At 72.3% G+C, this 18,641-nt stretch carries 18 protein-coding genes; 7 read left to right on the top strand and 11 right to left on the bottom strand.

All coding sequences use genetic code 11. The annotated features are described in order from the left end of the window. Positions 1-1,153, top strand: a 1,153-nt coding sequence (locus ACFWBT_RS17645) for an MFS transporter (RefSeq protein ID WP_385701079.1), incomplete at its 5' end; no start/stop codon positions are given. Between the two features lie 115 nt (positions 1,154-1,268). On the opposite strand, the gene ACFWBT_RS17650 is transcribed toward ACFWBT_RS17645, so the two are convergent. Together ACFWBT_RS17650 and ACFWBT_RS17655 are read right to left on the bottom strand one after the other, a co-directional pair. After that, entirely contained in the window at positions 1,269-1,952 is a 684-nt protein-coding gene (locus tag ACFWBT_RS17650) for a hypothetical protein (RefSeq protein ID WP_385701081.1), read from the bottom strand. Next, complete coding sequence (locus ACFWBT_RS17655) at positions 1,949-3,658, bottom strand: PHP domain-containing protein (RefSeq protein WP_385701084.1); 1,710 nt, start codon at positions 3,656-3,658, stop codon at positions 1,949-1,951. Before ACFWBT_RS17655 ends, ACFWBT_RS17650 begins: the two co-directional genes overlap by 4 nt. Before the next feature lie 248 nt (positions 3,659-3,906). Between ACFWBT_RS17655 and ACFWBT_RS17660 the strand changes: the two genes are divergently transcribed. Beyond that, a complete protein-coding gene (locus ACFWBT_RS17660; protein WP_385701086.1) occupies positions 3,907-4,506 on the top strand; it encodes a TetR/AcrR family transcriptional regulator in 600 nt (199 codons plus the stop codon). Positions 4,507-4,516: 10 nt separating this feature from the next. Here the strand turns inward: ACFWBT_RS17660 and ACFWBT_RS17665 are convergent, their stop codons facing one another. From ACFWBT_RS17665 to ACFWBT_RS17675, 3 genes are all read right to left on the bottom strand, one after another. Further along, complete coding sequence (locus ACFWBT_RS17665) at positions 4,517-4,987, bottom strand: Lrp/AsnC family transcriptional regulator (protein ID WP_385701089.1); 471 nt, start codon at positions 4,985-4,987, stop codon at positions 4,517-4,519. Positions 4,988-5,188: 201 nt separating this feature from the next. Then, positions 5,189-5,968, bottom strand: coding sequence for an isocitrate lyase/phosphoenolpyruvate mutase family protein (locus ACFWBT_RS17670; RefSeq protein WP_385701092.1), 780 nt, complete (start codon positions 5,966-5,968; stop codon positions 5,189-5,191). Continuing rightward, positions 5,965-6,423 carry a hypothetical protein gene (locus ACFWBT_RS17675; RefSeq protein WP_385701095.1) on the bottom strand — a complete coding sequence of 153 codons (459 nt, stop codon included), beginning with the start codon at positions 6,421-6,423 and terminating at the stop codon, positions 5,965-5,967. The genes ACFWBT_RS17670 and ACFWBT_RS17675 overlap by 4 nt, the downstream gene beginning before the upstream one ends. Before the next feature lie 207 nt (positions 6,424-6,630). On the opposite strand from ACFWBT_RS17675, the gene ACFWBT_RS17680 reads away from it, so the two are divergent. From ACFWBT_RS17680 to ACFWBT_RS17690, 3 genes are all read left to right on the top strand, one after another. Beyond that, a complete protein-coding gene (locus ACFWBT_RS17680; protein WP_385701097.1) occupies positions 6,631-6,834 on the top strand; it encodes a hypothetical protein in 204 nt (67 codons plus the stop codon). 77 nt (positions 6,835-6,911) lie between these two features. Further along, the gene (locus tag ACFWBT_RS17685; protein WP_385701100.1) at positions 6,912-7,466 is read left to right on the top strand and encodes a SigE family RNA polymerase sigma factor; all 555 of its coding nucleotides are present in this window, start codon (positions 6,912-6,914) and stop codon (positions 7,464-7,466) included. After that, complete coding sequence (locus ACFWBT_RS17690; protein WP_385701102.1) at positions 7,463-8,809, top strand: PQQ-binding-like beta-propeller repeat protein; 1,347 nt, start codon at positions 7,463-7,465, stop codon at positions 8,807-8,809. The genes ACFWBT_RS17685 and ACFWBT_RS17690 overlap by 4 nt, the downstream gene beginning before the upstream one ends. A gap of 59 nt (positions 8,810-8,868) precedes the next feature. On the opposite strand, the gene ACFWBT_RS17695 is transcribed toward ACFWBT_RS17690, so the two are convergent. From ACFWBT_RS17695 to ACFWBT_RS17710, 4 genes are all read right to left on the bottom strand, one after another. Beyond that, a complete protein-coding gene (locus ACFWBT_RS17695; RefSeq protein WP_385701104.1) occupies positions 8,869-9,603 on the bottom strand; it encodes a rhomboid family intramembrane serine protease in 735 nt (244 codons plus the stop codon). A 119-nt stretch (positions 9,604-9,722) separates the two neighbouring features. After that, entirely contained in the window at positions 9,723-11,471 is a 1,749-nt protein-coding gene (locus ACFWBT_RS17700; protein WP_385701106.1) for a DUF2264 domain-containing protein, read from the bottom strand. 100 nt (positions 11,472-11,571) lie between these two features. Then, entirely contained in the window at positions 11,572-12,660 is a 1,089-nt protein-coding gene (locus ACFWBT_RS17705) for a rhamnogalacturonan acetylesterase (RefSeq protein WP_385701107.1), read from the bottom strand. A 178-nt stretch (positions 12,661-12,838) separates the two neighbouring features. Next, the gene (locus ACFWBT_RS17710) at positions 12,839-14,248 is read right to left on the bottom strand and encodes an RICIN domain-containing protein (protein WP_385701163.1); all 1,410 of its coding nucleotides are present in this window, start codon (positions 14,246-14,248) and stop codon (positions 12,839-12,841) included. A gap of 441 nt (positions 14,249-14,689) precedes the next feature. Here ACFWBT_RS17710 and mmuM point away from each other — a divergent pair, with 441 nt between their 5' ends. Continuing rightward, positions 14,690-15,616: a homocysteine S-methyltransferase gene (gene mmuM / locus ACFWBT_RS17715; RefSeq protein WP_385701110.1), complete on the top strand. Its 927-nt coding sequence runs from the start codon at positions 14,690-14,692 to the stop codon at positions 15,614-15,616. Positions 15,617-15,652: 36 nt separating this feature from the next. On the opposite strand, the gene ACFWBT_RS17720 is transcribed toward mmuM, so the two are convergent. Both ACFWBT_RS17720 and ACFWBT_RS17725 read right to left on the bottom strand, forming a co-directional pair. Next, entirely contained in the window at positions 15,653-17,344 is a 1,692-nt protein-coding gene (locus ACFWBT_RS17720) for a carboxylesterase/lipase family protein (RefSeq protein WP_385701112.1), read from the bottom strand. A 100-nt stretch (positions 17,345-17,444) separates the two neighbouring features. Further along, positions 17,445-18,146 carry a ThuA domain-containing protein gene (locus ACFWBT_RS17725; RefSeq protein ID WP_385701114.1) on the bottom strand — a complete coding sequence of 234 codons (702 nt, stop codon included), beginning with the start codon at positions 18,144-18,146 and terminating at the stop codon, positions 17,445-17,447. An 81-nt stretch (positions 18,147-18,227) separates the two neighbouring features. On the opposite strand from ACFWBT_RS17725, the gene ACFWBT_RS17730 reads away from it, so the two are divergent. After that, positions 18,228-18,641 carry a VOC family protein gene (locus ACFWBT_RS17730; RefSeq protein ID WP_385701116.1) on the top strand — a complete coding sequence of 138 codons (414 nt, stop codon included), beginning with the start codon at positions 18,228-18,230 and terminating at the stop codon, positions 18,639-18,641.

Raw genomic sequence — 18,641 nt, forward strand, 5'->3', positions numbered from 1 at the left:
GCTCTTCAGCCGTCCGGCCGCGGTCGCGTCCTGCGTCGCGTTCGTCCTCATCGGCATGATCCAGGCGCTGTACGGTCCCGCCGTGCCGGGTCTGCGTGCGGAGTTCGGCCTGACCCCGTCGGCGGCCGGACTCGGCCTGAGCCTTCACTTCACCGGTGGGGTCGCGGGCGTCCTGGCCTTCAACGCCGTTCACGCCCGGATCAGCAACCGGGCCCTGCTGGGCGCCAGTTACGGACTGATGGCGGCGGGAGCCGCGGGGTTCGCGCTCGCCCCGAACTGGCCGCTCGCCCTCACCGCCGCCCTTCTCGGGGGCCTCGGCTTCGGCGGTGTCGACTACGGCCTCAACCAGTTGTTCGCCGTCGGCTTCGGCGACCGTTCGACGGCGATGCTGAACGTCCTGAACGCGCACTTCGGCATCGGCGCCGTGCTCGGGCCCGCGTTGATCGCGTGGGTGGGGCCCGACGACTACCCGTACGCGTTCGGGGCGTGCGCGGTGCTCGCGGGCGTACTGGTCCTGTGCACGGGCGGGGTCCGCGGCGGGGCGGCGGAGACCGCCTCTCCCGGGGACCGGGCGGCGCCCGCCTCCGGAAGCGGGCCGCTCTCCCGCGTCCTGATCGGCTTCCTCGTGCTCTACATCCTGAACGTCGCCGTCGAGGCAGGCGTCGGAGGCTGGGAGCCGACGCATCTGGAGACCGTCGGCTACAGCGCGACCGTCGCCGCGTCCGCCACTTCGGTGTACTGGCTGATGATGACGGCGGGCCGTTTCCTCGTCGTCCCGGTCGCCCTGCGGTACGCGCCCGAGCTCATCCTCGCGGTCTGCGCGGCCGGCATGACGGCGTGCCTGCTGCTGGCGCTGATGCCGGGGGCGGCACCGGTGGCGTACGCCGGTGTGGGGCTGTTCATCGCACCGGTGTTCCCGACGGGGCTGACCTGGCTCAACAGCGCGCTTCCGCAGGCGGGGAGAGCCGGGGCCTGGGTGATCGCGGCGTCGATGATCGGTGGCGTCGCCGCTCCCCCGTTGCTCGGCGTGGGTATCGAGGCGTCGGGCATTCACGCGGTGCCGTGGCTGCTGACTCTGCTGTCGGCCGCCTCGCTGGTGGCCACCGTCCAGCTGATCCGGCTGACCCGGAGGTCCTCGCCCCGAGTGCCGTGAAACACGCTCACCGGGCCCGTCGGCGGCCCCGCGGGGGGCGCACCAGCGGGCCGGTCGCACGGTCGGGTGACCGCGCGACCGGCCTGCCGTCCCTCCTCCGCGCGGCCCGTGGGGCTCAGTGGTCCGCGCAGCAGGGTGTCGGGTCCGACACCTCGAAGGGAACCAATGTCCCACCCGCCGCGGGCATCGCCGCGAGGACCAGGCGGCCGTCGCGCCACTCCGGACGCACGTGGTCGCGCGTGACCAACTGCCGTTCCGTCGGGACGCCTTCGGGCGCGCCGAGTACGGCGATCCGGTCCACCGCGGAGACTTCCAGCAGCCGCGTGACGGTCACGGTGCCGGTCAGGGCCTCGGCCCCTGGGTACAGGACGGCGCGGCCGCCCGTGCGCGCCGTGTGCTCGGCGGCGGCGTGGGCGGCGCCGGCCGCGAGGTCGTCGGGCCCGTGCCGCTCGCCGCCGAAGGCAACGCCCAGGACGACACCGGGACCGGCGTCGGGACCGGCTCCCAGCGGGCCGCCCTCAACCGTCCCCACGCCGACGCCCACGCCCACACCGGCACCGGCACCGGTGCCGGATTCGGTCCCTGTGAGCCGCAGCCAGGCCGCGCGGGCCGCACGCTCCGACGGCAGGGCGAAGGACAGCGCCGTGTGCGGTCGCCGTCCGTCCCGTACGTGGTGCGTGCAGCCCAACACGTCTTCATGCAGGTCGAGTTCGACAGCCAGCGCACGCAGCAGGTGGTCGGCCTCCCGCAGGGTTCCCGTGTGACCGGTGTCGACTCCGACGACGTACGACTGGGTCACGACGGGAGGACCCACACCGGGTTGGAGTAGAACCACAGGTCCTTCCACGGGTCCGCGTCGCCGACGACGTCCACCGCCGGACCGGCCGGGTCGACCGCCGCGCCCATCAGGCCGACGGCGGAACGGTTGCCGTCGGTGCCCCGCAGACGGACGTACACGGGCCGGTCGACGGCGCCGAGGTCGTAGGTGAGCCGGACCGTGCCGGCCGATTTGTTCACCTCGTAGGACCGGGTGACCCGGGCGGTGGGAGCCGTGATCGTGTCCCGGTCCGCGACCGGGCCCGTCACATCGCCCTGGATGACGTCGACTCGCGCCAACTTCGGGAGGAAGCCCGCCCAGTTGGGGCCGCCGGCCAGTCCCAGGTCGACGGTGAGCGTGACCCGGGTGCCCTTGCGCACGTGCAGCGCGCCGCCGAGGGTGGCCCAGCGGCCGCCGCCCGCGACCCGCGCGTCGAGACCGCTGATGAGCTGCCCGTGGTCGACCCACACCCGGCCGGCGCGGATGCCGTCCATCACGGCGGCGTACGAGAATCCGTCGGCGCCGACGTGCGTGCGGCTGTACTGGCCGGGCCAGTAGTCGCCCTGGGTGAGGTCGATTTTGCCGCCGTAGACCGGGGCGGTGTGCCTGCCGTTGGCGGTGAAGTCGCTGTCCGGTCCGCCGCGTACGGCGGTGTCCGTGTAGACCTGGTGGGAGTCGGAGTTGGCGGTGATCCACCAGGGCTTGCCCTCGGCGAGCAGGCTGTCCCACAGTCCGCCGACGGTGGCGGTCATCCAGTCGAAGCCGCCCCAGGTGCGGTAGCTCTCCAGCGGGTACCCGGCGAAGGAGGCGGCGCTCGGGCTGTTGTCGTAGATCCCACGGGCCCGGCCCATGCCGAGCGGTGCGGCCAGGCCTGCGGCCTGGTGGCCCGGGGCACCTTCGAAGCCGACGGCGATCTGACGGCCGGGGGCGGTGGCGTCGCGCCAGCCTCGGATCTCGTGCGGCGAGTCCACACCGCGCCGCGCCGGGTGGTTGGCGAGCATCAGGGCGTCCTTCACCTTGCGCCGTTCCACCTGCTGCGCGAGGAAGTTGAGGCCCGCGATCGCCAGCGCCTCGTTGGCGGGCGTCGAGTCGGAGGCGCCCTTCACACTGCCGTCGTAGTCGGTCTCGAACTGCTTGAGGACCGCGACCTCGTTCCGGCCCGGGTGGACGAAGACGGTGCCGTGCTCGGCGGCCGGGATGTTCCACTCGAGGCCCTGGAAGACGAGCGTGTCCTCGTACGCGTCCCGGGCCTCCTGGATGTCCGGGTTGACCTTCTCCACACCGATCTTGGCATGCGTCTCACTGCCGTGGTCGGTGATGACCATCCAGTCGAGGCCGTGTGCGGCACCCTGCCGGACCTGGTCGCCGACGCGGTACTTGCCGTCGCTGCTGTACTGGGTGTGGATGTGGTGGTCGCCGGCCAGCCACAGGAAGCCGTTCCTTCTCCGGCCTCCCGCGGATGCGTACGCGGGGGTGGCGGCCCCCTGCGCGAGGACGCCTCCGGCGGCGAGGCCCGCGCCGAGCAGCCCCGCGCGGCGCAGCAGCGAACGGCGCGACTGCTGCTCGGGAGTGAGCGCCTCGTCGGGCACGGAGGTGTCGAAGGCGGCGGGCAGCGGGGCGCCCGTGTCCTCGTGGCCGTGATGGTGGTGATGGTGATGCCCGTGCTCATGTCCGTGCGTGTGCCCCATGACCGTCTCCTGAGTCCCGCCCCGCCCCTGCGGGCGCGTCATGAGGAGATTCGGCTCGGAGCATGAACGGCATGCGGCGTACTCGTGATCGCGGGGCGACCTGGACCGGTCAACTGCCTTTATCAGCAGGGCGGTTGACCGCCGGAGTGTCCGTTGCGTCAGGACTTCCGTGGAGTTCGGGTCCGGTCGGGACTAGGGTTCCGCCTAGATTCCCCAGGAAACACTCCGTGGCGCAAAGGTGGTCCTCCATGGCGCGTGCCGGGCTCACGACCGAACGGGTCGTGCGGGCCGGGGCCGATCTCGCGGACGAGATCGGCTTCGAGAACGTCACCGTGTCGGCGCTGGCCCGGCAGTTCGGGGTGAAGGACGCGAGCATGTACGCGCACGTGAAGAACGTGCGGGAGCTGCGCCAGCGCATCGCGCTGCTCGCGTCCGGCGAGATGATCGACCGGATCGCCGCCGCCGTGGCCGGTCGGGCCGGCAAGGACGCGCTCGTCGCCTTCGCCGACGCCTATCGCGCGTACGCGCTGGAGCGGCCCGGACGCTACCGGGCCACCCACACCCAGCTCGACCCCGCCCTCGTCGCCGGGACGGCGGACTATCGCCGCACCGCCGAGGTCACGGCCGACGTCACCTACGGCATGCTCCGGGGCTACGGGCTGGCCGAGCCCGATCTGACCGACGCCGTACGCCTGTTGCGCAGCACCTTCCACGGCTACTGCAACCTCGAGGCGATCGGCGGATTCGGCGCCTCCCGCGCCGTCGAGACGTCGTGGCGGCACGCGCTGGACGCCCTGAACGTGGCCCTGGAGAACTGGCCCCGCGCGGAGGACGAGGACCTCGGCTGACCCTCGCCCCTCACTCGATGCCGGTGGGTCTCAGCGGGCTCGTCACCGGATTGCTCAGATGCTGATAGATCACCGAGCTGCGGAAGGTGACGATCTCGCGCCGCTTGCCGAAGCGGTCCAGCAGGAAGGAATGCAACTGGTCGACGTCCGGGACGGCGACATGGACGAGGAAGTCCTCGCTGCCCGCGACGACGAAGACCGACAGGACCTCGGGGAGACCGGCCGCGTACTGCTTGAAGCCCTCGATGACCTCGCGGCTCAGCGGCCGTACCTGCACGGCCAGCAGGGCCTGGACAGGACGGTTGAGGGCGCGCAGGTCGACGGCCGCGTGATAGCCGGTGATCACGCCGCGATTACGCAGGGCCCGTACGCGCTCCAGACAGGTCGACGGGGCGATGCCGAGCTTGCGGGCCAGCTCCCGGTTGGTCTGCCGCGCATCGCGCTGAAGGTGTTCCACGATCGCCGAATCAAGTTCATCCATGACCGCCACTCTTCCCATTCCACCGAATTGAATTCGGCAGATCGTCCGACCATCGCACCATCTGTCTCCGTTCGGCACAGGATGCCGAACAGCGACCGGGGAGCCGTGCCGATGAACGTACGAACGCGACGGGGTCCGGATGCGTGCCGGTCGCGGTGGGGCGTTGTCTGCTGCGGGGTCTACCTGGCGGTCCCGGTGGTGCTAGGTGTCGCCGCACTGTGCACTGAGCGCCTGCACCTCCGCGTAGTCCGGGGCGCCGCCCCGCGGGGTTCGTCCGGCCCGGATGTCCAGGGCCGTGTCCAGGGCCGCGCCCAGCGCGCGCCGGTAGAGCAGGGAGCCGAGGCTGACCCGGCGTACGCCGAGGCCGCCGAGCTGGGGGAACGTCGGGCCGAGGGGTGAGTAGAGGATGTTGAGCGGCACGTCGAACGTCGTCACCAGGTCGGTGATGCGGCCCGGTTCGCTCAGCCCGGGGACGAACACGCCGTCCGCTCCCGCCTCTACATAGGCGTCGAGGCGGCGGCAGGTCTCGGCGTGGCCGCCGTCGCCGAGCCAGTACGTGTCGGTCCGCGCGTTCACGAAGAGCTCGGGCACCGCGGCCTTGACGGCCGCGATCTTCGCCGCGTGCGGGCCCACGGGCCCGAGGCCGTCCTCGATGTTGATGCCCGCCGCCCCGGCGTCGGCCAGCTCGCGTGCCAGCCCGGCCACCTCGTCCGGGTCCTGGCCGAACCCGTCCTCAGCGTCCACGGACAGCAGGAAACCCCCTCCGCCCAGCTGCCGGGCGAGCCGGAGCGTCAGATCGCGGGTGGCCGCCGCGCCGTCGGGCAGCCCGGCGGCAGCGGCGACGCCGAGGCTCGTCGTCCCGACGGCCGCGAAGCCCTGCCGGGCGAGAGCCAGCGCGGAGGCGTGGTCCCAGGCGTTGGGCAGAAGCAGCGGGGTGCCGGTGTGATGAAGAGCGGCGAACGGAGTGGCGGCGGGAGTCATGACACCTTCCCCACCGCATCGGCGTAGTACGTGGACTCCCGCAGATGCAGGGCGAGTTCGCGGAACGACCAGCCCTCACCCGGCGACCGGTCGAGCTGGTCGTCGGTCAGTGCCCCGAGCCGGTTCACCCAGATCCGGGCGAGCCGGGTCAGCCGGCTGCGGGCCTCGTCCAGATCGTCCTGGGTGAACGGGGCGAGATCCGCTTCTGTCGTGGTCGCCGAGGCGTGCCGGCGGTCGGGCAACGGCTCCTCGCCCACGAGGCGTGCCTCCAACTCGGCGAGGTGGTCGACGAGATGGTCGGCGACTCGGCGGATCGCCTTGTGCGGGGTGTACACGCGATCGTCGACATGGACCGGCCGGCCGCCCCAGGCGGTCCAGCTCGCCGCCAGGTCCAGCACCCGGCCGACCATGGCGGTGACGGCCTCGGCCGGGTCTTCCCTCTGCGCATCGGTCATGCGGAAACGCTAACGGCGGAACAGTTCGGCGCGGACCGAACCGTGCCTGGTCCCGTGAACCGAGCCTGGCCCCCTGAACCGAGCCCCGGTCTCCTGAACCGTGCCTGGTCCCGTACGACTCCGCCGCCGAGCTCGATCTCGGGGCCCGTGAAGGGACCGGCTCGACGCCCGGCGCGCCGGTCGGGGCGGCCTACCATCACCTCTCTCATGGCCACAGTGATCTTGACAGTCGGGCTGGCGTTCATCGGCTCCCTGGCGACCTATCTCAACGGACTGCGCCTCACCCAGCGGCAGGCCCGCCTGGCTCGCGTCAACCTCCAACTGAGCGAGAGCGAGCAGGGCGGGCTGCTGGGGCGCCGCCACGGGCGCTCGGACCGCCGACGCCGCGGCGGAGGAGCTGACTTGGTGTGATCCGACAATCTCGCTCGACGACGGATAGCCGCGGGTCGCCCATCGCGTCGTGATGGTTGCCAAGAAGGGGAGGGTCGATGAAGGCGTCGAGTCACGACGAGTTCCGGGAGTTCGTAGCGATGCGCTCCACCGCGCTGCTGCGGCTCGCGGTGCTGCTCACCGGCGGGGACCGGCATGGCGCGGAAGACCTGCTGCAGATCGCGTTGATGAAGGCCTACGGGCGCTGGGCGCAGATCGAGCAGCCCGAGGCGTACATCCGCCAGGTCATGTACCGCCAGCAGGTCAACCGCTGGCGGCTGCGCAGACACAGTGCCGAGACGACCGTGCCCGTGGTGCCCGAGTCCGGCGGGGAGGCCGGTTCCGAGTCGGACTCCGAGCTGCGGATCGCGCTGTGGGCGGCACTGGGCCGTCTGACGAAGCGGCAGAGAGCCGTGGTCGTCCTGCGCTACTTCGAGGACCTGCCGGAGGCCGAGGTCGCGGCGCTGCTGCGGTGCCCGGTCGGCACGGTGCGCAGTACGGCCCACCGGTCGCTCGCGAAGCTCCGGGCGCTCGTGCCGGAGCTCGGGCCCGAAGGCTACGCGAAGGAACAGATGCAGCCGCTCAGCTACATGTCGAAGGGGATCCAGGGATGACGACGGAGCAGGTGGAGAAGAAGGTCAGGGAGACACTGCGCGCGGTCGCCCTGGACCGGGTCCGGGCGCCCGGGGACCTGGTCGAGAAGGTGGTGCGGCGGCGCAGCCGGCGCCGCTTCTCGCAGGCCGCGGGGGCGGCGGTGGCCGTCGCCGCGATCACCGTGGGGGCGGTTCTCGGCTTCGGGGGCGGCGGTTCGGCCGAGCAGGACAGGCCCGTGCGGCCGGCGGCGTCGCCGGTGGGCTGGAAGCCGTGGCAGAGCGGCACCCCGGGTGCCAGCGAGCGGGGCTGCCTGGTGGACGGCTCCGCGCTGTACTGCAGCGGCTCCAAGTACGACGCCGCGAAGTTCGACGCCAACACCGGCGAGCGGCTGTGGACCGTCAAGGTCAATCGCGAAGGCGACAGCATCGACCACCCGTTCGCCGTGCGCGACGGTGTGGTCTACGCCTACCGCAATCACACCGCGAAGAACCAGCCGGACGGGGACTACGCGGGCGGTACCGATCTGATGGCGGTGGACGCCGGCACCGGCCGTGTGCTGTGGAAGGTCCAGATGCCGCAGGACGACCGCACCGACCAGGCCGCCATGCTCATCGACGGCGCGGTGCTGGCCAACACCCCGTCGCTGCGCACGATGTCGGCCCTCGATCCGCTGACCGGCAAGGAGAAGTGGCGCCACACCTGGGACAAGGGCATCGCCTGCCAGCGGGCGGTGCTGGGCGGCGTGCCCTATCTCGTGTGCCTGCGGGACGTCGAGAAGCCGGACCACACCGACGTCTTCCGTCTCGATCCCGCCACCGGAAACGCCACGAAGGTCATGACCCTTCCCATCGGGCAGCAGATCTTCGGGACCTCGGGGAACAAGTTGTTCCTGGGCGAAAGGCGGGATGCCGCCGGCGACATCCGGGTGACCGGCATCGACGTCTCCGGGGAGCGGACCTCGCACACCTACCGGATCAAGGGGGAGCTGGCCAACGCGGATGTCGTCGGTGATCGTCTGATCACCGTGTCCTGGAAGGGCAAGGCCTCGGCCTACTCGCTGACCACGGGAAAGACCCTGTGGACCGCTCCGGTGGGCGTGACGATGCCCGACAAGGACATGCTGTCGGGCATCGCGTCTCCCGCGGTGTCGGCGCGGCAGGGGGTCGTGTACTTCTTCAGCCCGACCGGAGATCTGTCCGGCCTCGATCTGCACACGGGTGACCAGGTCTGGCGCGATCACGTCGACACGGGCAAGGGGAGTCCCGGCCGCGGGACCACGCCCCAGGTCCTGCAGTACGAGGACGCGCTGGTCGTCCGGAACGGCAGCAGGATCGTCTCCCTTCTGCCGCGGATCGGCGACTGACCCGAGGGCCATGGGCCGGGCGGCACTTCGCCCGGCCCATGGCCCACGTAGTGGAACGGCTACAGCAGGCCCAGGTCGCCGAGTTCCTTGTGCAGGTCCGCGCGCGGGTTGTCGGCGCCCGGCTGCGGGGTGCGACGCGTGGTGGTGTCCAAGGCGCCGGGAGAGGGGGCGGCCGAAGGCACCCGTGGGCGGCGGTCCCGGAAGAGCCAGGCTCCGAGCAGGCCGCCGATCAGGCCTCCGAGGTGTCCGAGCCAGCTCACCCCCGGCGTCCCGGGTACGGCGACGGTGAGCAGGTAGGCGAAGGAGGCCGCCATGACGACACCGATCAGCGTGTCGATCAGATGCCGGTCGAAGATGCCGCGGACCACGACGTAGCCGAAGTATCCGAAGATCAGCCCGCTGGCGCCCACCGTCTCCACGCTGCCGCGCTCGAAGAACCAGACCACGAGCCCGCTGGTCGCCGCCACGAGCAGACTCAGCCCGAGGAAGCGGACCACGCCTCGGTATGCGGCGAGGAATCCGAAGACGAACAGGGGTCCGGAGTTGCTCTCGATGTGTGCCCAACTCCAGTGCAGGAAGGGCGCGCTGAGGATATCGGGCAAGGTGGCGAGGTCGCCGGACACGAGCCCGTGGTCCCGCGAGAGGGCGTAGTGGTCGGCGTAGTTGGCCAGTTGCACCAGCCAGACGATCGCGAGGAACCCGAACATCACGAAGAACGCCTTCCGCGCCTCCGCGATCATCCGCTCGGCATCGACCGGGCCCCTGCCGGTCCGGTCCTGGTCCGACCCACCCATGGCACGCTCCCTCCCCCGGCGGATCCATTTCCGCTCACCCCGAACTCTAGGGAATCCCGGACCCGACGGCCGCCCCGGCCGTCGCCTCCCGTCATCCGCGCCGCGCCCGTCCTCGCGCGCTACTGCCTCACGACCACCGACGGCCCCGAGGACGCGCCTTCCCCGCCGGAGGAACCCTCGAAACGGAAGCCGGCCGCGTCCCCCGGCGCCCAGGTGACCGTCATGTCGTAAGCGCCCGGCCTCCCTTCGTCGATCGCCGCCACCCGTACGGACACCAGCTCCGTGAGCGGGACGGGCTCCGGCTCGGCGGTGAGGCGGACAAGGGCGACGAAGAGGGAGGCGTCCTCCCCGGTGACACCCTCCCCCGCTCCCGACAGGCCGTGCACGGGCACGACTTCGGAGCGCAGGCCGTCCCGCACGGCCCAGCCCGTGACCCGTACCGGCGTCCCGGGCGCCGCGCCCGACACCAGATGGGCCCGCACCTCGACAGCACCGCGGGCGACCACGAGGGAGGCGGCCCGGACGCCCTCCGACACGGTGTGCCGGGACGCCGCCCAGCCCTCTCCGGCCCCCAGCGGCTCGATCCCCGTACGGCTCGCGTCGGCACCGACGATCACGCTGTTGTCGTACGACGGCGAAGGCTCCGTCACCGTCGAGTAGGCGAGCCGCGTGTAGTACGGGTCGTAGCGGACGTCGTCGCTGCCGTGGTTGTGGAGGCGCACCAGACCGTCCGAACGCGTCGACTGGAGAAGCCAGTTGGGTGGTCCGACCGGGGTCACGGCGTCGGCGCGTTCGACCGGGCCCGGCTCCTCCGCGGCCGTCCAGACCTCGTGGTCCGGCGCCAGCAGCAGACCGACGAAGGCCTTGCCGGCCCAGTAGGGCGAGGCGGGGCCGGAATACCTCTGCAGGAACGCCTCGTCGGGTCCGTGCCAGCCGAGGGTGAGCAGTCCCTTGTCGTCCACCGCGCCCCGGTCGAGGAAGTAGCGCAGGGCACCCGACGCGAGGCGGCGGGTCTCGCCCGGGGACAGGGGTGTACGGCCGGTGAGCGCGCCGAGCCAGAGGGGGGCGGTGGTCGCGAAACGGTAGGTGAGAGAGCGGCCTTGGAGCATCGGCGCGCCGTCGCCGCCGAACAGGCGGGCGTAGTCGCCGAGATGGGCCTCCAGGCGGCCGGCGTACAGATCGAGCAGCCGGGTGTCGTCCGCCAGCCACGCGTGCAGCACCGGGTAGAGGTGCATCGCCCAGCCGTTGTAGTAGTCGAACTTGCGCCCGTGGCCGTCGGTGTACCAGCCGTCGCCGAGGTACCACTGCTCGATGCGCTCCAGGCCGCGGTCGATCGCGGCGCGGGACGCCTCGGGCTCGTAGCCGATCTCCTGGAGGAAGCCGCCGACCGTCACCGGGAACAACTCCCAGTTGCAGGGCCAGGGTTCGGCCGTCAGCGCGTCGCCGAGCCACTCGGCGGCACGCTGTCGCACGCCGTCGTCCAGGCGGTCCCACAGCAGCGGCCGGGTCAGCCGCAGCGCGAGCGCGATCGACGCGGCCTCGACGAGCGGCTGGCTGCGGTCCTCGACTCGGGGCCAGACGCCCGCGGTTCCGGCGGCGAGCCCCTCCGCATAGCGCTCCAGGACCTTCTCGTCACGGCGGAAGGCGGCCGGCAGCAGGGTACGGGCGTACCCCTCCAGGCCGTCGGAGAGCCTGCCGGACGCGCTCGTGTGTGTTCCGGGGAAGTGGTAGAGGGCTCCGTCGTCGCTGGCGTACGGCGCGACCGCGGCGAGCAGGGAATCGGCGACCGCCTCCCAATGGGCGCGCGTGCAGCCGGTGTACGGGCTCAGGGCGCGGTCCTCGGACGGCTGGAAGGGCTGGAAGGGCATCAAATGGGCTCCCTGTCCGGTCTGTTGGCGGGCACTACGTCCCGGTCGGCCGGGGTGGGTACCTGGGGCGTCCCGGTTCCGGTCGGAACGCCCCAGGGGCTCATCCCACCCGCACCAGAGCCTTCGGCACCAGATGCAGGGCGAGGAGTTCGTCGCGGACCAAGGCCGCGTACACCGTGGCGCCGTGCACCGAGGTGTGGGTGTTGTCCCGCTTCTCGTTGTAGAGGTAGATCGCCTTGGAGCCCTCGACGCCGAGTGATTCCACGAGGGCTTTGGTCTTCGCCGTGAGATCGATGAGCGGCACGTCCTCGGCGGCGGCGACCGAGCGGATGACGGCCGGATGGTCCACGCCGAGGCCGTTCACCAGCAGCGCGGTGCCGTTGTTCAGGGTGCCGTCCGCGTTGAACCAGCGGCGGACGATCGGCGTGACGAGGACGGGCTCGCCGCCCCGGCCGCGGACACCCGCGACGAGTGTCTCGAGGTTCGTCCGGTACGTCGCCTCGTCGGTCGTCTTGTCGTTGTGGGCGAGCTGGATGAGCACCAGGTCGTGCTCGCGGATGAGCGGCTGGACGGTCGGGAAGAGCGCCGGGGTGGCGAGGTAGGTGACGGTACTCTCGCCGGAATCCGCGTAGTCGGCGACGGAGAGGCCCCGGCGGAGGTACTGCGGAAGCTGCTGGCCCCAGCCGGAGTACGGGTCACCGGGCTGGTCGCAGACCGTCGAGTCGCCGACCAGGAAGATCTGACGGGTATGCGCCCGAGCGTCCGCCGGCCGAGCGGAGCGGGGTCCCCGCGGAGCGGCCGGGGTCACCCGGATGTCGGTCAGCGCGGGCGCCGAACCTCCGACGACGAGGTCCAGACCCGGGGTGCCCTCGGGTCCGGTCGGTTCGCCCTCGGGGGTACGGACGTTCACGGTGAAGCCGCGCACCACGGGCCGGCCCGCCTCGGTGGCGGTCTCGGGGAGCAGCGAGCGGCGGGTCTCGCCGCTGATCGACGTACTGGCCTCGGCATCACCACCCAGCAGCACCGTCACGTCGTACGTGCCCGGCGGGACGTCGAAGTGACAGGCGACCGCCGTGCAGTTCTCCCTGCCCAGCACGGGCCGCCCCGCTCGGGCCTGGGCCGGGGCGGCCGACAACGCACCCGCGGCGGCCACCGCCAGCAGCGGCACGGCGATGGTGAGACGTCTCATGTGCGGCTCCTCCGAAGGTACGACAGGACGCCAGGGCGACGCAGCAACGGTGACAGGGCCTGGCGGCAGGACCGTATCGTCATTGGCAAGCGCTTTCTAGTCCGCCTGTCTCAGCGCCGGCACGTCGATCGACGCGCTGGACCCGCCGGCCTGAAGCCGGTGCCGGTGATGCCGGAACTCACGTGCCGCGCGTCCACTGCTGGTTGGTGCCCGCGTTGCAGGTGTACGTGATGAGGGCCGCGGAGTTTGCGGTGGACGCCCCGGACACGTCCAGGCACTCGCCGGACGCCCTGGTCTTCAGGAGCACATAGCCGCCGGAGGCGGTCACCGACCACTGCTGGGCGGTGGCGCCGGAGCAGTTCTCCTGGGTGACGCCGGTGGAGCCGTCGGTCAGACACAGGGAACTGCCCCGGCCCATCAGCTCGTAGTAGCCGCCGCCCAGGGACTTGAACCAGAACCTCTGGTTCGCCCCGCCGTTGCAGGTGTACTGGGCGAGCGCGACCCCCTGCCACAGCGACTGGTCGGGCACGTCCGCGCATCTGGCGGAGTGACGGGCCGTCAGGGTCTCGTAGGCGGCGCTCGTTCCGCCGATGGTCCCGGCGGTCGTGTCGACGGTGACCTCCGGGGACCAGGACAGGGACATCGCGGTCGTCGTCGGGAAGGCGACCGGCAGCCAGACGTACCGGGAGTCGTTGACGGTGCCGCCGAAGGAGTTGCCCCAGCGGTCGCCCATATAGAGGTACGAGGTGCCCGAAGTCCCCTGCACGGGAAGGACGTACGCGGTCTGCGAGCCGTACGCCGTGGAGTCGCCGACGTTCGTCATCGCGGTCCAGGGGCCGGCGAGCGAGGTCGCGGTGGCGTACTGCTGCTGGTTGGCGCTCCAGCCGGTGGCGGCCGACGTCAGCATGAAGTAGACGCCGCCCCGCTTGAACAGCGCGGGCGCCTCACGGTGTCCGCCGTGCCAGGGGTCGGCGACCAGGGCCGCGATGCCGGTGTAGTCGGCGGTGAGCCGGTAGATCTGGAGGTCGTAGTTCTCGCGGGCGGCGGAGACCATGTAGCCGGTGCCGTCGGTGTCGACGAACGTCGTGATGTCACGGGACATGTACTGGCCGAGCGGCTGGAAGCTGCCCCGGTAGGTGTAGGCGCCGTCCACCGTGTCCGACACGGCGACGGCGGCACGCGCCTCGCTGTAGTCGACGCCGTTCTCCTTGTGCATCCACATGACGAACTTGCCGGTGGACGCGTTGTACATGACCTTGGGTCGCTCGATGTAGGCCGTGCCCAGCTCGGCGGCGCTCGACTGGGTCAGGACGTGGTTGCGGAACTCCCAGTTCTTCAGGTCGGTGGAGCAGTAGGCGTCGACGTACCGGAAGGTGTTGTCGGCGTTGCGGTTCTCGCCGAACCAGTAGTAGTAGCTACCCACTTTGACGACCCCGCCGCCGTGCGCGTGCACGGCGGCGCCCGAAGTGTCCGTGAACCGGGTGCCGTTGGTGATGGTCTGGGCCGCCGCCCGAGCGGGTCCGGCGGCGAGGAGTCCCCCGGCGACGGCCAGACAGAGGGCGACGAGGAGGGCGTACGCACGTCTCAGGGCGTGACGCTTCGTGCGGCTCATCCGAAAGGGGCTGATGATGCGGCTCATACGGTGACCGTCCGTCCGGTATGCCGAACAGTATCTGCGATTACGAACGTTGCCGCCGAAAAAGTAAGCGCGTGCTACGACGAGGTCAACGGTGCGGACGGGATCGGTCCTGCGGGGTGGGGCCCGTGGGACGGACGGGCCGGTGCCCCGAGGCGAGGCGGCTCGCCACCGCCCGGCCCTGCCGCCCCGCCTCCGTACCCGCCCCGCCTCCCCGCCTCCGTACCCGCCCCGCCTCCCCGCCTCCGTGCCCGGATCGGCATCCCGGCCGTGTCAGCCGGGCAGGCCCCGGCACCCCCGGTGGACGGGCCCCGTCCGTCTCATCCACCGGGACGGCCGCTCAGCGGGTGGACCGGCCCCGGCGCGGCAGCCCGTATCGACTAGCGTCGAGCCATGACCAGCGACTCCACCCTCGCCCTCGCCGACGCGCTCTCCTCCGGTCCGGTCGTGCTCGACGGAGGGATGTCCAACCAGCTCGAATCGGCCGGGCACGACCTGAGTGACGCGCTGTGGTCGGCACGGTTGCTCGCGGAGCGGCCCGAGGCGATCGTCGAGGCGCATCTCGCCTACTACGAGGCGGGCGCGGACGTGGCGATCACGTCCAGCTACCAGGCGACGTTCGAGGGCTTCGCCCGGCGCGGCATCCCGCACGACCGGGCGGCCGAGCTCCTCGGCCTGAGCGTCGGGCTGGCACGCGAGGCCGCCCGGCGCGCGCACGCGAAGGGCGTCGCGCGGCCCCTGTGGGTCGCCGCGTCGGTGGGCCCGTACGGGGCGATGCTCGCGGACGGCTCGGAGTACCGGGGACGGTACGGGCTGAGCGTCGCGGAACTGGAGCGGTTCCACCGGCCGCGCCTGGAGGTGCTGGCCGCCGCCGCGCCCGACGCGCTGGCCCTGGAGACGGTCCCGGACACGGACGAGGCGCGGGCGCTGCTGCGCGGGGTGCGCGGGCTCGGCGTACCGGCGTGGCTGTCGTACAGCGTGGCCGGTGACCGTACGCGGGCGGGGCAGCCCCTGGAGGAGGCCTTCGCCCTGGCCGCCGAGGCGGACGAGGTCGTCGCGGTCGGGGTCAACTGCTGCGTCCCCGAGGACGTCGACGCGGCGGTCGCCACCGCCGCGCGCGTGACGGGAAAGCCGGTCGTGGTCTATCCGAACAGCGGCGAGGCCTGGGACGCCCGGGCCCGCGCCTGGACCGGCAGCTCCACGTTCACGGCAGCGCAGGTCGTCGGCTGGGAGCGGGCGGGGGCCCGGCTGATCGGCGGATGCTGCCGGGTGGGCCCGGAGGCGATCGCGGGGATCACGGCGGCCCTGCGGACCGCGTAGTCCCCGCGCCTCCCCCGGCTCCCGCCCGCCGTCGGGTCAGGTCCGGCCCGCGCCGCCGGAGCGGCGGAAGCGGCGTACGGCCGACAGCGGGGTCGCGATGCGCGCGGACGCGTCGACGTAGGGGCGTGACGTGGGCGCGTCCTCCACGGAGCCGACCGGCCGGACCGCGGGGTCGGCGGGTCCGGCCGCGGCCCTGGCCGATTCGTCCTCCCACAGGGCGAGCTCGCGGTCGCGCGGGCCCAGCACGGTGTGCGGGTCGCCCTCGCCGAAGATCCGGACCGGGTGCGAGGCGTCCCAGGCGGACCATCCCGGGTCCCCGTCGACCGCGAACCGCACCCACGCACCGTGCATGGCGTCCGCCAGCTCCCGCGGGGCGCCCTCGCCCGCGAGCTTCGCCGACGCCGGTACGTCGGCGGTGTCGAAGACGAAGCCCAGTTCCAGGGCGTGACAGGCACGGAGGCCGGGAACGTTGGACGGCCAGGCGAACTCGTAGACATGGGCGGGGGCCCGGTGCTCGCCGGGGACGTCCGCGTCGAGGGACGCGGTGGGTCGGCCGCTGCGCGCGTCGGCGAGGCGGTGCAGCGGGACCCGCAGGAGATGATCGGTGATCATCTGCCCGACGAGATCAGCGGTGCCGCCTTCCGGGTGGAGGGCCCGGTAGCCGCGGGGCACCTCGTGGCCGCAGTGGCAGCGGGCCATCGCACCGGCCAGGGCGACCGGGCCGAGCCGGTCGACGCGTTCCAGGAGCCCGCCGGGCACGAGCCACAGCCGGTACTCGTCACGGGTCCAGCCCAGCAGGAGGCCGACGTCCGGGGCGGCGCCCTCGACGAGGGCCTCCAGCGGGTCGCGCGGCACGAGGTCGCCGTCGACGACGATGCCGAAGGCGGGACCGCCGAGCACCGGGCTGCTGAGCCTGCCCACGTCGGCCTGGGTGCGCAGGAGCAGGTCGCGGTCGACGGCGGCGAACGCCTCCGCCGTCGCGGGGATCTTCAGCCGGGTGGCCATTCTGCGCACCATCCGGCGCACCTTGTCCCGGTCGCTCGCCTCGGGCGGCCCGCTCTGCAGGACCGCCCGGCGGAACAGTCCCTGGGCGCGCGGGCTCGCGAGCAGCGCGCCGATGCTGATGGCTCCGGCGGACTCGCCGAAGACGGTCACCCGGTCGGGGTCGCCGCCGAACCGGGCGACGGACTCCCGCACCCACTCCAGCGCGGCGAGCTGGTCGCGCAGCCCGGGGTTGGCGGGCGCGTCCGGGAAGAGGCCGTAACCCTCCACGCCCAGGCGGTAGTTGACGGACACGAAGACCACGCCGTCGCGCGCGAAGGCGCGCCCGTCGTACACGGGCACGGCCGAGGAGCCGCGGGTCAGGGCTCCGCCGTGAATCCACACCATGACGGGGAGCAGGGCGCCGGGGTCCGGCGCCGGGGTCCACACATTCAGGTTGAGGCAGTCGTCACCGGGCACGACGGGGTCGGAAAGGAGCCGGGCGAACGCTTCGGAGTACGGCGGCTTCGGCGGCGTCGGTCCGAACGCGCCGGCGTCCCGCACCCCGTCCCAGGGCTCGGGCGGCACGGGTGGGCGGAAGCGGCGGGCGCCGAAGGGCGGGGCGGCGTACGGGATGCCCCGGAAGACCGCGATCCCGTGCTCGTACCGGCCGCGCACCGCTCCGTACGGGGTGGCGACCACCGGGTCCTTCGTCTCCGCCAACGGATCCACCGCGTCCACCGCCATCCGGGACCAGCTCCTCAACGTCGCGAGTCGTAAGGATCAGAGCACCACATCACTTCCCGGTATTCCTGCGGAGGTCCCCATTCGGCCGATGCGGCTACGGCTACGGCTGTGCGGCGGGGGGCGGCGCGACCGGGTCCGAACCGGCCGAGGGCCCGCGCGCCGCCCAGAGGAGGCCGCCGAGCAGATGCCGGCGGAAGTCCGGGTCCTCGTACGCCCGCGAGGTGTGTCCGAGCGCGGTGTAGAAGACCCGGCCCGCGCCTTGTCCCCGGCACCACACCAGGGGGTGGTCGTCGCCCATTCCCCCGCCCTCGTAGGAGGTTTCGTCGGCGGAGGCGAGCACGCGCGCCGAACCGCGCGGGCTGGTGCGGAAGTCGTACCACTCGTCCGTGAACTCCCAGACGGGCGGCAGGTGCCGGGTGGCGGGATGTCCGTGGTCCTCGACGAGGACCCGGCCCGGCTGGAGGTCCGGGTGCCGGTCGAAGCGGGCGCCGAGCAGTTCGCCGTAGCGGGGCCATTCGTACTCGGTGCAGGCCGCGGCGTGCACCCCGACGAAGCCGCCACCGCCCTCGACGTACGCCGCGAGCCGGTCGCGGCCGGACGGCGTGAGCACCTCGCCGCTCGTCGAGAGGAAGACGATCGCCGCGTAGGGGTCCAGCGGCGCCTCGAAGGCCGCGGGGTCCTCGGTGGCGTCGGCCGCGAAGCCGTGCGCGTCACCGAGAGCGCGCACGGCGGCGACGGCGGCCGGAATGGAGTCGTGCCGGTAGCCGGTGGTACGGGTGTACACGAGAATGCGGAAGACCATGACGGAACCCTAGGGGCGACCGCCGCGGTGGTGTCCGTTTCGTTCAAGACCGGTCGCCCCCGGCCCGCCTACGGTGACCGTATGACTCCACGAATCGATGTGATCGGGCTGGCCGTCTCCGACATGGCCGCCTCCCTCGCCTTCTACGGCCGTCTCGGGCTCGTCTTCCCCGAAGGCGCGGAGAACGAGCCGCATGTCGAGGCCGAGCTGCCCGGCGGGCTGCGCCTCGCGCTGGACACGGAGGAGACCATCCGGTCGTTCCACGCCGGGTGGCGGCCTCCGAGCGGCGGCGGCAGGGCGTCGCTCGCCTTTCTCTGCGACAGCCCCGCCGAGGTCGACTCCGTGTACGAGGAGCTCGTCGGCGCGGGTCACCACGGCGAGCTCAAACCGTGGGACGCCGTCTGGGGCATGCGGTACGCCGTCGTGCACGACCCGGACGGCAACGGCGTCGACCTGTTCGCCCGGCTGCCCGGGGAGCCGGTCCCGGCACAGTAG

Source organism: Streptomyces sp. NPDC060027, assembly GCF_042737005.1.
Lineage (GTDB): Bacteria > Actinomycetota > Actinomycetes > Streptomycetales > Streptomycetaceae > Streptomyces.